7 protein-coding genes and 4 pseudogenes are annotated in these 13,535 nt (G+C 59.6%); 3 read left to right on the forward strand and 8 right to left on the reverse strand.

The window, feature by feature from the left end; translation table 11 throughout:
• Positions 1-451, forward strand: a 451-nt coding sequence (locus C7G61_RS45705) for a hypothetical protein (RefSeq protein ID WP_210205923.1), incomplete at its 5' end; no start/stop codon positions are given.
• Here the strand turns inward: C7G61_RS45705 and C7G61_RS47705 are convergent.
• Positions 451-692, reverse strand: a pseudogene (locus C7G61_RS47705) (IS3 family transposase); the annotation flags it as partial. The gene C7G61_RS45705 and the pseudogene C7G61_RS47705 overlap by 1 nt on opposite strands.
• Before the next feature lie 1,148 nt (positions 693-1,840).
• Positions 1,841-2,614, reverse strand: coding sequence for a polysaccharide deacetylase family protein (locus tag C7G61_RS40780; RefSeq protein WP_244608730.1), 774 nt, complete (start codon positions 2,612-2,614; stop codon positions 1,841-1,843).
• A 692-nt stretch (positions 2,615-3,306) separates the two neighbouring features.
• Between C7G61_RS40780 and C7G61_RS45335 the strand changes: the two genes are divergently transcribed.
• On the forward strand, positions 3,307-3,549 hold the full coding sequence (locus C7G61_RS45335) for a hypothetical protein (protein WP_190242234.1): 243 nt from the start codon (positions 3,307-3,309) through the stop codon (positions 3,547-3,549).
• 110 nt (positions 3,550-3,659) lie between these two features.
• Here the strand turns inward: C7G61_RS45335 and C7G61_RS40785 are convergent, their stop codons facing one another.
• Complete coding sequence (locus C7G61_RS40785) at positions 3,660-5,579, reverse strand: methyl-accepting chemotaxis protein (protein WP_190242235.1); 1,920 nt, start codon at positions 5,577-5,579, stop codon at positions 3,660-3,662.
• Positions 5,580-6,908: 1,329 nt separating this feature from the next.
• Positions 6,909-7,499 (reverse strand): DUF3322 domain-containing protein, encoded by a 591-nt coding sequence (locus tag C7G61_RS40795; protein WP_244608726.1) that lies wholly within the window; start codon positions 7,497-7,499, stop codon positions 6,909-6,911.
• A 285-nt stretch (positions 7,500-7,784) separates the two neighbouring features.
• On the opposite strand from C7G61_RS40795, the pseudogene tnpB reads away from it, so the two are divergent.
• Positions 7,785-7,901: pseudogene (gene tnpB / locus C7G61_RS47710) on the forward strand (IS66 family insertion sequence element accessory protein TnpB); the annotation flags it as partial.
• A 216-nt stretch (positions 7,902-8,117) separates the two neighbouring features.
• Here the strand turns inward: tnpB and C7G61_RS40805 are convergent.
• From C7G61_RS40805 to C7G61_RS46655, 4 genes and pseudogenes are all read right to left on the reverse strand, one after another.
• The gene (locus C7G61_RS40805; protein ID WP_244608727.1) at positions 8,118-8,969 is read right to left on the reverse strand and encodes an alpha/beta fold hydrolase; all 852 of its coding nucleotides are present in this window, start codon (positions 8,967-8,969) and stop codon (positions 8,118-8,120) included.
• A 28-nt stretch (positions 8,970-8,997) separates the two neighbouring features.
• Positions 8,998-10,244: pseudogene (locus C7G61_RS47715) on the reverse strand (MFS transporter).
• A gap of 90 nt (positions 10,245-10,334) precedes the next feature.
• Positions 10,335-11,489 (reverse strand): glycosyltransferase, encoded by a 1,155-nt coding sequence (locus tag C7G61_RS40815; RefSeq protein ID WP_244608729.1) that lies wholly within the window; start codon positions 11,487-11,489, stop codon positions 10,335-10,337.
• A 961-nt stretch (positions 11,490-12,450) separates the two neighbouring features.
• Positions 12,451-13,336: pseudogene (locus tag C7G61_RS46655) on the reverse strand (glycoside hydrolase family 18 protein).
• Positions 13,337-13,535 lie beyond the last annotated feature (199 nt).

Raw genomic sequence — 13,535 nt, forward strand, 5'->3', positions numbered from 1 at the left:
TCCACAGGCTGGTCGCGATCGCCCGGAATGGGTGGTCGCGATCAATCGGAACGCCTGGTCGCAATCAATCGGTACAGCCGGTCGTGATCAATCGGAACGCCCGGTCGCGATCGCTCGGTACGCGCAAGTAGGGGATGGCAACGAACACCAGGACCGCCGTGCGCACGCTCTTCGAAGCGGCGGTGATCAGATAAGCTGTGGGGTAGCCGACGATGAAGCAGATGGCAGTGGCCACCACGCTTACCTCAATCGTCTGCAAGAACACGCGGACATTCGCCGCTTGGCCGAAAAATGCCTGATAGGCGATCGAGAAAGTCGGCGCATTCAGGCTGTTCAGAAACAGCAAAACGATCGGTATGCCAAGTACGCGTATCCGCCAGTATCGGCGAACTTGGGAGACGGCCTTCGTGCATGGACCTTCACCCCGAACTTCATCATCCCGGACACCTGACTGCGTGCCCTCGTCAGGCACGCATAAAACCCACCTCGCGAGACACCGAGCGATTCGCACAACCACCCCGCCCGCCAAATCCCCGGTGCTTCGCAACAAAACCGAACTTCATGTCGACTCGTTCGCGAAGCAGGCCGCGGCTTTTTTAGGATATCCCGCTCGGCATTCAGCTTTGACTGACGTCGCGCTTGAGTCGCGCGATTTCCAACCGCTGCGGCCTCATCTGACCGTAACCGGGGAAGCCGTCAATGAAACGGACGCTAACGACCGAATCTAGACGTCATGCGCAAGAAGTTGGTTTCATTTATATGATGTTGGTCACGCTAGTGGTGAGAATCTAACATATCGCCCCCGAACCCGCTGTCAGCCAAGGTGCATGCGCCTTTTCGGGCGACCGAAGCGTCTGATTTTCACCACTAGATCCCCGCTGGAGCGGGCTGCCGCCCCTTGCTCCTCGGCAAGTCCAAGCGGTTTGATGACGCCGATCAACGACGGATGTGCACGCCAGCGGGCGTGTCGTTGCTCACTTTCCTATCGTCGCAGCCCACCGCCGCTCCGATAGCCGCTGCGACTACCACCAGCAGGATAGTGACGAAGAAATCCACGACCCAGCGAAGGCGACTGTGGCTCACGAGAAACCCCACGAGCTTAAGCAGTTGTCGAGCGAGAGCATACCAAGCTGCGGGAACAGGATTACTCTGTTGTGGGACACGGCATAGCCGGAATCCTGCAGCATTCGCCAAAATGCAAAGTTTTATGACTGACTTGAAATTTGGAGATCGCGGCACTATTGGAGCCAATACTGAATATCTGCGAAGGCTCTCGGCGGTTAAGGCGGAAATGAGGCGACGTTAGATCGACGTGGTGATGGTCACGAGTCCCGCCAACATCGCTTTTGCGCGATCCGCAACATCTCCAACACTGGCCGCCTCCTGATATGGATGCAATGTGGGCTGAGGCGCTCAGTAGCGGAATCCGAAAATGATCCGTCGAGAGCTATCAACGCTCACTCGACCTCCGCACTGACCAGCACATTGGCCGCGCATCCCTTCTTGGCGGTTGCGCTACCGCCCCCGCCTTCTGTGCATAGCCCCAGGATGCTTACGCGAGCGGATCGGTTCCGCTTGGCGGTTTAGCTGCGGACACGCGTTACAACGTTGGATTGTCGCGCCAGTTCAGCAGAAGATCACTTAGATCATCGCTCAAACGGTGGGCTTCTGCCATTGAAGTGACCTACTACGTCACATTGCGGTTCGTATCTTCCTTTGACGGAGCCTGCCCGAAACGGCTCAGCCGCGATTCCCCCTCTGTCATTGCACCGCCTAGCACGAGCGAAGGCTTGATCAATTGGGGATCACCCATTCTCTGCGCCGCCGTGACATCTCGCCATCAATGCGTATCGGCATTCCTTTGCGGTATCGCCGTCGGAACGATGTGAACGACGTGATAGTCGTTGTCGTGCAGGTACCGTAGGAAGGCGGGCATCATAGCGGCGGTATGTGCCTTGGCGTCGTGAAACAGAATGATGCCCTTGCCCTCGGCATCCAGCCGGCTGGTGATGAGCTTCAGCTCCTGGTCCGCGGTCATCTCCTCCCAGTCGCTGGCCCAGAGGTCCGCTCCGAACACGACGATGCCCCGAGACTGGAGCAGCTTGAGCGTCTTAGGCGTCGAGTCGAAATAGGGGAAGCGGAAGAACGGCGTCGAGGGCGCCATTGTCGATACGCCATGGAGCGCCATTTCGTCGGCCGCAATCCCGCGGTCGATGTCCTCTTTCGCCTTCTCGAAGCTGATCTTCGACGCCATCGAATGCGACCATGTGTGGTGCGCGATGGTGTGGCCTTGCGCGGCCGCGCGCCGCACGAGCTCGGGAAATTGGGCCGACGACTTGCCGACCACAAAGAACGTGGCTCGGACGCACTCCTGCGCGAGCGCCGCCAGCACTTTTTCCGTGTACGGCGGCCGGGGCCCGTCGTCGAACGTCAGCACAACCTCGCGATCGGCCAAAGGGAGCGTCTGGGGAAAGCTCTTCAGTCCAACCCGCGGATAAGTCTTGGCATCAACGGCGAGCACGCGCGAGGTCCCGAGCGCGTCCTTACGCGGACAGTCGGCCGCGTCCGCAGCCGTGACGCCGGCAAGCACCGCCGTCGCGACGCTCACGAACAGCAAGGTGCATCCGTGCAGACATCTGCCATCGAGGTCGTCCCCGGACGGGGGTCTGGTTGCGGCTTTGAACAAGATAGTCCTGCCGTTTTAGCTGGAGTTACATCAACTTGCTGATGGTTTCAGCCGCTTCGTTTCCATTCCGGACTAGCTGACCCACGCAGTGGACTAGCGCTCCGATCGGACTACTTCGCTCCCGAGCCCATCAGATTGTCCTGCAGCCAGATCATTTGCTACTTCGTCGAATTGGAATGGGTTTAACCGCGCCAATGTAGTTTGTCGGTCTCCACAAACAGTCGGCTCGCGCAATGGTTACGTTCGCCCCTGCACAGTAGCCATATGGCGATATTGATTAATGCAATGTCCCGGCACCGACGCTTGAATTCCGCGCTCTGATGCAGTTTCTCGACGGATTCCATCGATTGTCGGCATGTGCCGAAGGCGCTCTCGGCAATGCAGTTACCTTCATGTAAGCGATCGCGAAGCCGCCTATGCTGCAGGACGCCTACTGGATGCTGATGCTCAACGTTCTTCACCGCAGCAAGACCATCGGGATTCACAATTCCATATGATGATCTCGATCGGCTCGTCGTCGTCCGATGCAGCCGCTAAGCGAAGGCAAATACGAGCAGGCTCGAGCAGAGCAGCGCGAGGCCGGCCGCGGTCAGTGCTAGGAAGCTACTGGAGACTAGGTCATGATTGCCCATGAAATACCCTCGGAGAGTAGCAATCGCTGCGTTGCGCCGTTCTACCGGTCAACACATAAACTATTATTCGAAATCGACGCACTATTCCTGCTGCTATTAGGCAGGAATGCATTTTTTCAGTGTGATTACGGCTCGCTCCGCCGTCTTGCCGCGGAGACAAAGAAATCGCGCATGAAAGCTCTAGGATTGAGAGACTTGGCGATTACCGCGTTTGCAGCGCTAACAGACTAGGTCTGATTGAACGCCTAGCATTTGCGCGCCAATCCGCCGGGGCAGCTGGGGGCAACTTGGCTTCGCAAGAAAGGTCAAATTCAGGGGTGGAGAGCTTGCGACGTTGAGACTTAAGCCGCTTGAACCCTGCCCAGGAAGTTGTCTAGTTCGTGTTTCAGCCGACAGCTTTCCTCAGACAGCAGTTCGGCAGACATCAGCACCTGCATCGAAGCCCCTCCGGTTTCCTTCGCGCGGTTGGTGACTTCACCGGCGCTCGCCGCCACCTGGGTGGTCCTGGCCGCCGCTTCCTGCAAATTGAACGCGATGTTCATGCTCGTCGCCTCCTGCTCCCCGATCGAATCGACTACGGCCATGGCGATCCTCGAGATGCGACCGATGATGACACTGATTTCGGTGAGCGCGCCGACCGACTCAGTCGTCGCGGCCTGGATGCCGCCCATGTGCTCGCTGATCTCAAGGGTCGCGTGCGCGGTTTGCGTCGCGAGAGATTTCACTTCCTGGGCGACAACAGCAAAACCTCTGCCGAAATCGCCGGCGCGCGCAGCTTCAATCGTCGCATTCAACGCGAGCAAATTGGTTTGCCGCGCGATCGTGGCGATCAGCTGGACCACGCTGCCGATCCGCTCCGCCGCGGCCGCCAAATTAACCATGCGCTGATCGCTGAGTTCGGCCTTGCGAACCGCTTCGCGCGCCATATTGGCCGCTTCCTCGACCTGCCGGCCGACATTGGCGATGGTTGCCGCCATTTCGCCCGTCGCGGCTGCGACACGTTGAACGTTGCCAGACGCCTCCTCCGATGAGGAGGCGACCTCGACCGAGAGTTGCCGGCTGTGATCCGCCGAGCGGGTAAGGCTACGTGCGGAGGCTTCAAGTTTTGTGGAGGCGGACGAGACGGTGTCAATCACGTTGCCCACAGCGTTTTCGAACTCGCCGGCGAGCCGAGCGATATCGGCCTTACGCTGCTCGGCAGCGGTACGATCCTGTTCGGCCTTTGCGTCGAGTTCGGCCTGCGCCTTCTCGCGAGCCCTCAGCTTGAACATTTCGACTGCCTCGGCCATCTCGCCAAGCTCATCCTTTCGGCCGAGGCCCGGCAGAACCACATCGAACCGACCGTCACCGAGCTGGCGCATGGCTGCCGTCATCGAAGCGACTGTTTTGGCGATGCGCTGGCCGAACAGTATGGCGAGCATGCCCACGAACATTGTTGCAAGCGCGATCATCCAGATCAGTTTCCGCCGAATTCCTTCCGCTCGTTTTTCCGCAGCCTGCGTACGCGCGTCAGCGACAGCCATTATCTTCGCGAGCGTTGGGCGAATGCGGTCGTAGATCTGTCCGAGATCGTCCGCCTGGTCGCTCACCGTCTGCTGCGTCACCATGAACGACACAAAACTCGACTTGTATGCGCGGATCAGCTCGAGGATCTGGGATTTCACCTCGGCCGGCACGCTGGACTGAGCGAGCGTGGTTTCGAATTCCGCCTCCCGGCCCACCAGTTGATCGCCATATTTGTCTTCGCCGCGCAGGATGAAATCTTTCTCGTGCCGGCGCATCATCAGCATCAAGATCGTCAGGCGTGGCTGGTTCAGCTCTGCCAGCCGCTGCTCGACGGTGTGCACGGCCTTGCGCAGCTTGCCCTGAAATTCGTCCTCTTCGTTGAAGCCGAGGTTGCGTTGCGCTGCCACGAGGTTATGAAAGCGCGTTGCATAGAGACCGATCACCGGCCGCAGGGAGGTCGCCTGCTTCAGCGGGTCATCCTCGGGCAACGCCGTCACAAATGCTTCGACTCGACTCAAGTCTGCGAGCTGCCGCTCATAATTGTCCGCATACTTCTTGATCGACACTTCACTGGGCTTGCGCAGGAAGTCGCTCGCGATTTGTCGTGACTCCAGGAAGCTTTGCGACAATGATGCGACATGGGCTTTGAACTGGTTGCTGTCGTTCGAAGCGCTCTGGACCAGGCTCGCGTAACTCAGGGCGACGGCATAGATTGCACCCGTGACGAGGACCCCAGAAATCCCGAGTAGTGCCATTTGGCCGCGCAATCCGATGCGTAAGCCACGGCGGCCCTTTGATTGCCCGCCAATCCTCGTAGCAATTTTACTCATTTTACCCCTTCAATAACTTTGTGCTCTCGCGCAGTGCTAGTTATCGCGAGTGCGACGGGCGTTTTTCTATATTGAGCTAAACGGGAGAGTACTTCATTCGGTCGATGACGACCTGCCAATTAGATTACATTGATTTCGAAATCCTGAATTCGCAGCGTAGGTGAAGCGCTGTTGTTCGTGGCGAGCGAACTGGCCGCGACGAGTTTCGTGCCGCGATGATGGGGAGCCAAGCTTGCTAGGCAAAAGCGGTCCGAGACGCGCTACGTAGCCTTTGAGGACACGTTGCATATCTATCAACTGGAAATCAATTTACAGGCCGATGAGATACGAGCTGCCACATCAGGTCGGCAGTAGCTCACAGCGTGCGACAAGTTGATCATTTTTGCATAAAAGATGCGAAACATCTGCGAAAATCGCCGCCAAGCGACGCAGAATTCGCTTATCCAATCACTCGTGCGCGCGATTAAAGACGATTGAAGTTCTCGCAACGGTGATGCTGTCACAAGCTTGTAGCTCTCGATGAGTGATCGATCTATTCATCTCGATGCTCCTTCAATGGCCCTTGGGGCGTTTCCTCCCTGACTTGGCCGCGCGTAATGTTCGCGCGGCCCTTTTTCCGCATCCGGCGAAAGATGCCGATTGGTATGCTGGATTGAACGGTTTTGAACGAAAAAAAACGCGTGAACCGCGCTTAGAGCACAAAGCTAGGCCTCGGTCGCCTCATCGAAAGCTCCCTTTTTATGTTCAGGCGACCAAGTAAGCAGTGAATGTCTACTTGTCCATCTCGCGTTCCATTCTGTCGACGCTATTGCCCGTAGATCACCCCGACAGATCGACTGTTTGGGAACATCGCGGCGCCTCGCCGCGTGGACGCCGCGAATCGCCCCTCACATAAGCCAAACCGCGCGCTTCCAGTGTCGCTTGCCGCTGCAGGCGCTCAGTGCTGACGTCTCATCCATGACGGAATCGGATCGAGTGGCGTGCGATAGACCTCAGCGTTCTCGGCTCTGGTGACCCGGACCGCACAGCCTTTGGCCTTCAGGTCCAGATGTACGATAGACAGTTCGGTCGCAAGCTGGTCCGCTCGATCGGAGGCAATCTCGATGTTTTCGAGAATGAGGCCGCGTGTATATGGATGCGAAGGGCTTGGCGGTGCCGTCCACCAGGAGACCGGTTGGGCCCTCTACGACCACTGGCCCCTTCAGGTGGACGGGGTGGCTGAAGCGTTCCAACCCGATGCTGGTCCAAATCACATCAGCCGCAGCGCCAGGCTGGCCAGTTTGGACACCAACAATCGCGGCGAGCCGGGAGGCGGTGGCGGTCAAAGGCCTTCGTGTCGTTCGTTGCTCGGAAAGAGAACGTGCGTGCGTCGAGCCCTCGGGCTTCCTGCCGCGAAATGGATGCCAGGAGTGTGAAGAACTCCTTGGCGGCCTCGGTCTGGGCGGCGGTCAGCCGGTAGGCGGCTTCGCCCCTCGCCCAACGGCCTGTCATCTCGTCCAACAAGCTGGCCACCCAAGGCTCTCCCGTAGCGGCTACCGGTAGCAGCTCCTCCCGGGTGCGCTGCGCCATCGCGCTCGCGGTCGGGCGGCCCAGATGGCGAGCGAGCAGATCGGGATCTCGGACACGCAAGCGCTCGATCAGATGGCCGCGGTCTCTCCGGCCCCGCTGCACCTCGACGGCGCCGAACCTCTCCGCCGCCACCATGAGATCGTGAAAGCGGCCAACCTGTTGCGTCGTAGAAAGGCTGTCGTACTGCGGAGCGGCGGACGCCGGCCGGGACCGATCCGGATTTCGCTCGCTTCGTTCCAGCAGACGTTCGAGGAACTCGACGCCGGCGTCGCTCATGCGGACGTCCGTCATTCCGCTGCCTGGTCTTGCGGAGTCGCTGCGGCGGCGGTAGCGAAGGTGCCGAGCTCTGTGCCAATCCAAAATGGTGCCGAGAGCAGCGGCGCAGCCGACGAGCGTATTTCGTCGACCAAGGAGATCAGCGCGTCGCCGACCAGGGCCTGCGGGGTGATCGAGATCGAGCTGAGCGGGGCGCCATCCGGTCGAGCCGGGTGTGGAACTGGCGACGCTTTCGACGGTGCTTCGGGGCATCCGGTGATTGCACTGAGGTCCGACCTCAAAGTGGTGCTGGCGGCACAGCCGGTCAACTTTCGCAAGTCGGTGCATACGCCGTCGGCGCTGGTGAGCGAAGCACTGCGCGCGAACCCGCATTGCGGCGACGTCTTCGTGTTCCGCGGCACGCGCATGGACAGAGGGGAAACTCCTGGCGTGGGACGGCGGCGGCATGGTGTGCTGGTAACGAACTTTTCGTGCCGCGGACCGAAAACCGGTGCAACACGTGATGCCGGCGAAGGTCGCAGAGGCGTCGAGCACCGAACCCAACAGGACCAATTCGGCTTCGCTACCAATCCAGCTCGCGATCACAGCCAATTCGATTTCCGCATCTATTCAAGGTTTCTACCTCCACCGGCGGAGGCCGACGGCCAAGAAGCGATCCAGCATGGTATTGACCTGGTCTGCAGCCTCGATCGTGTTGAAATGTCCGGCAAGCATTGTCTTCGCTATGACGAGCTGTGGACAGATCTCTTGCAGCCGATCCAGGTCGCGCGTCACGTTCACCAGCGGAACATCTGCGGAAATATAGGCCATGGGAATCCGGCAGGCTTCTGCTGCAGGGACGGGATCATAATTCAAGGTTGCGTTCCGTATCATCGAATAGGCCACATGCTGTGGCGTTTGCTCGCAAGACGGAAGTACATAGGTCTCGTAGATCATCTTTCGCCGGGTGGGATCGTCAAAATCGCAGCCCATCTCCCACGCGTTTGCCTTTAAGACCGCCAGATAGTTGGGTCCGCCAATGCCTTCCAGTAGCCTTGTAAGCTCGCGGGATTCGCGCAAGATCGGAGGCGGCATGACGATTGTGTCGATCATGACCACGCCTGAGGCCAGGTCAGGATAGCGGCCGCACAGTTCGAGCGCGATCCGGCCTCCCATGCTGTGGCCGATCACAACAGGCTTGAGCAGTTCCAGTTGAGCGCATTGCCAAGCGATATCGTCAGCAAATCCTGCGATGGTGTACTCCTGCTCGGGCGCATCGCTGGCGCCGTGGCCGCGAATATTGACGGCCACGACACGGCGGCTTTGAGCAAAATGGGCGATCTGCGGCGTGAAGATGCCGTGGTCTCCCGTCCAGCCATTGATCAGGAGCAGCGGAGGGATTTGCGGGGCTGTAGGTCCGGCCTCAACATGTGCCAAACGTACGCCGTCGCGACACAACAGGACGGGCTTCAACGTGCCACAAGAAATCACGGTCCTTCCTCCCTAACCTGGTTGGCATTCAAGCAACTGAGAAGAGATGTTCGGCCGGAAGAACGACGCCAACATAGATGGCGAATGCCAACAAGCAAAAGCCAAGCATCAACGCAGCCATCGAAAATACCGAATGCCCGTCGTAAAGCGCAGCGACCATTGCGATGGACGACGCGGCGCCAATCATCTGCACGAACGCTCTCGCGGCACTGATGGTCCCCGCGATTTCCGGCATCGGCCGTACCGCTTCGTTCGTGGTATGAGGCGAGATTAGGCCGAATGACAATGCGACGCCGACGATCACGATCACCACCAGAACAGCCGATTTGCCTCCCGCGAGCGTCATGATGACCAGGGACGTGGCCAGGAAGGTCGAGAGTGCGAGGCCGGCCAAAATCACTGGCGCCGGCGACAGGCCCAGACGGCCGAGAATCCTGTTGACGCGGGTGCCAAGCATGACGGACAGCGAACTGGCTCCGAAGATCACACCAAATTGATACGGGTTGAGACCCAGGCCATTGATGAAGAACAGCGATGAGCCGGCAACGTAGGCGAACATGGCTCCCGCAGCCGCGGCGTTGCAAAGGATATAGCCCACACAGAGTGGATGCCGCAGAACGCGAAGATAGTTTCGAAGGATTGTCGCATGGCTGAGCTGAAGCTTTGGATCGATTGTCGCACTCTCGCTGAAACCGAACATCGCGACGAGCAGCACCAATCCTCCTGCGGTCGGCACGAGGTAAATGGTCCGCCAACTGCCTAGCGCAAGCAGCGCCGCGCCGACGGTGGGCGCGATCATCGGGACGATGTAGATCGCCAGAACCACGTTGGCCATCTTTGCCCCGCGGCCTCGCCCTCAAAGAGGTCGTTGACAATCGCAACGGCAGCGATCCCGGTCGCCGACGCGCCAGCTCCCTGCAGGGCGCGAAAGAACAGCAACTGCGGCAGCGAAACGGACAAAAGGCAGCCCAGGCTCGCGACGACGACAAGTGCACAGCCAAACACAACGATCGGCTTGCGGCCGAGGCGATCCGATATCGGCCCATAGACGAGAAGCGCCGCTCCCATGCTCATGAGATAGACGCTCATCGCCAGACCGACATCGGCCGACGTCGCGCCGAGATCGGCTGCCGTCGCCGAAAGGCCTGGCAGGATCATGGCAATGCCGAATGTCGGCAACGACGCCAAAAGACCAAGCAACAAGGTGAAGGCGAACGAATTGGGATGAATGCGCACAGCCGTATTTCTCCTGATCGGCGTCAAGGCTGGCGCCATGTCGCAGCTTCGAGATGTTTTCGTCCGGGAGACAATGCATCGACCAGGCGCCGCCCCCGAGATCGCCGGATCGGCACCAGACGTAGCTCGTCACGAGCGGCTTCGTCGCCGTCGTCCGATCGCGGCAAGAATCTCCATCTCGTGGACAAGAGGCGATGTATCGATATCAGCTTTGATAACTTCGCCGAGCTTTCGGGCCGCGACCTTGAATTGCGGTCCCGTGATCAGCTGCTTTATCGCTGCCGCTATCTCCGGTTCGGAAGCTGTCGGTCCCAATCGAAGCCCTACTCCCTTTGCTTCGACCCGCGCTGCGTTTGCCGACTGGTCTCGTCCCATTGGCAGAATGAGTTGCGGCAACGCATTGATGATTGAACGGGTGACCGTCCCGTGGCCGCCCTGGGATATGACAAGAGAAACATCCTTCATAACGGAGTCGTGGGGCGCGCCGCACACCAGATGGATGTTCTTCGGAGCACGAAGATCGGCTATGTCCAGATTTGGACCTGTCGTGAAAACAGCTTCGATATCGATGGCGCCGACGGCATTGATGACGCGTTGAAACAAGTCGCGCTGGCCCTGCGCACCGGTGCTGCAGGCGATCAGCGCGCGGGGACAATCGAGTCCCGCGGTCCAGGGAGCCTGCCACGACCTGGACCAACTCGGCACATCGAGCAAGGGCCCGATATAACGGAAACTGCCCGGAAGAGAGTCTGCCTCGAAGTCGAAGGCCTGACTGATTGCCAGCAGAACGCGATCTGCCTGGTCGAACAGGTCCATAGCGTCTGGAAGAACAGGAAGGCCAAAATCGACGCGGGCTCTATTGAGGACGGGAAGGGACGCGTTCATCGCCGCAGCGAGCGCGGCCGAGGCTGCCCCGACTTCGGCGCGCTCCTGCGGCGTTTTCGGTTGCCCCAATCCGGACGTCGCAGGCGGCATTCCCGGCAGAATCCGAATGCTGACGTGAGGCGAGAGAAACGCGAAAGGCACGCCACATGCTTGCGCCCCGACCGCCGCGCCAAACAGGAGGTCGAGACCGAGGACCGCATCTGTTGGCACACGGCCAATCTCGTCGCGAATATCGGCCGCGTAGGCAGAGCAAGGCTCAAAGACGACCCTGCGCATCCGATCTCGCAGGTCTGAGACATCCGTCGGGTCCGCGGCCTCCCCCTTCGGGGCGCGGCACCATGTCACGAATTCGAAATCGGCGGCTTCGACTTCCGTCCGCATGGCCGGATCGGCGATCACCCGAACATGATGACCATGCCGGCGCAATCGGCGAGCCGCTGTAAGCAGCGGACTGAGATTTCCCAACGTGCCCCACGAGGCGAAGAGAAAATTGTAAGAAGTCACCGATACCCCCTTCGCAGTCGCGCATTCGAAAATCTGCAGCCCTCGTCATGCAGGCGCAACTCGAGTTCGCGCGTGCGCTGGCCCAGGACGCTGCACGCGAGCAGTCCAGCAAGCGGGAGACGAGAGACGTGTTACCCGCATGACACAAACGCTCCGAGCTTCCGACGCGCGCCAGTCATACCATTCCATCGACCTTCCACAGTGCGCCGCGTCTTCTTGTTGACGAGGTCTTCTCGATCTGTTTTTGACCAAATTTGTTTCGATCTACTGGAGCGAAGTGGCGCAACCTCTCGAAGAGAAATCGACCGAACGCACCGCGGCGAAGCGCCTCACGCTTTGGTGCGTCGAAGTACGGATCTCTTGAAGAGAGGCGCGAAGCTCGAACGTGACTTGCCGATGATTCATTGACGCCGCGTGTCGTTTTCGTGATAGCCTCGAACCTACAATCTGACGCCACGTGCGATTCAAGTTGTTTTTAGCGGTCTCGCAGGGCTCATTCCAATCCGCCGCCGGCGAAGTGCATCTCCGCACATTCCTGATTTTCGGGGGAGAGAACACAAGCCGCCAACTGCACTGGTTCCACGACTCTGATCCGCCTGACGCAACCGACCGAGATCTACAACCTCGCCGCCCAGGGCCAGATTCGTTCCGCAATCCGGTGCGCACGTCGCATCACGACAAGAAACACGCATTGTCGCCAGCATGCCTCTCGAACGATGCTGCCGGTTGTCAGATGTCCGACATTGCCGGTTTCAACCGACGTGGCCCTGATCTCACGGCATCGAACGCACTTCGCGGCTGAGTTCGCTCGAGGCGCACGGATGACGCGCTTCAACACGACGCGATGACCACACTCCTAATCGGACCTTCGCGCGGGAAGGACGCGCAATGTCGCGAGCAGCGAACCATCGTCGGCGAACAGGTCCCAGATCATGATCCTGGCGAGTCGATGGGCGCGGGCATACATCGCCTTGCGTGCGATGGAGGGCGGATCGTCGTAGCTGGTCGATATCCGCCGTTCGGCATCATAGAGCCATGGCACCTGGGCCTCGTCGCTCCAATACCGGCGAAAGCCCTGCTCTTCCGGTCGCCTGGCAACGAGATCCCGATAATCGATGCCGTCGCTCCCTCCCCACTCCTCGCTCGCTGTCGCCCCCTTTTGGAAGAGCACGCCGTTCTCCTGCGGAACGTCCGCAACAGCTTTTCCATAGACGGCCACCCCGAGCATCACCTTTGCCGGCGGCACGCCGGCCCTGATCAAGGCGTCCACACTGGCATCGACATTGGAGATCGGGATCTGGATCGCCGATGGTGAGCTCCAGCTCCCTGCGCTCCGATGCGGAACGCTCGGCGAGCTTTCGGCGGACTTCCGCAATCAGGAGCGTGAAATGACCACGGTCTTCAGGGCGCGCGAGATTCCCTGGACGTCCTCCTGAGACGGGAAACTCCCAATCGACATCCACACCATCGAACAGGCCCGGATACGGCCGAAAGAACGCCTCGATGACGGATTGTGCGAACCGCGCGCGCGACATCGGCGTGGCAGCGGCTACCGAGAAGTATTTCGACCCGCTCCAACCGCCCAACGAAATCAGGATCCGAAGCTCCGGACTGTTCCGCTTCAATTCGGCGAGTTGGGCGAAATTGCCGCCGAACGGACTCGAGGGTGCCGTCCCGTCGCAGGCGCCGGTGTCGAGGCAACGATCCACAACTTCAGCCAATCCTTCTGCCGAAACGGCCACCTGCCATCCATTCGCCGCTTCCTGCGTGAGGTATGCCCTGCTGGCGCCAGCGATCTAGCATTACAGTTGCGTTCTTGGAAGGTTTCTGAATCCATGGGCAACCATGATTCGGAGATCGTGGACGCGGGCAGCGTCGATTGAGGAGACGCTTGCGTTGTGGGCGGCGTCGCTTCGAGAGATCAAGAAGCTGATACGTCCG

It is taken from the genome of Bradyrhizobium algeriense, from assembly GCF_003062295.1.
In the GTDB taxonomy this organism is placed as follows: Bacteria; Pseudomonadota; Alphaproteobacteria; order Rhizobiales; family Xanthobacteraceae; genus Bradyrhizobium; species Bradyrhizobium algeriense.

Coding starts and splice junctions, on each gene's coding strand:
- C7G61_RS45335 (WP_190242234.1), top strand. CDS start 3,307: ATGATTGCCCATGAAATACCCTCGGAGAGTAGCAATCGCTGCGTTGCG.
- C7G61_RS40785 (WP_190242235.1), bottom strand. CDS start 5,579: ATGGCACTACTCGGGATTTCTGGGGTCCTCGTCACGGGTGCAATCTAT.
- C7G61_RS40795 (WP_244608726.1), bottom strand. CDS start 7,499: ATGAGCGACGCCGGCGTCGAGTTCCTCGAACGTCTGCTGGAACGAAGC.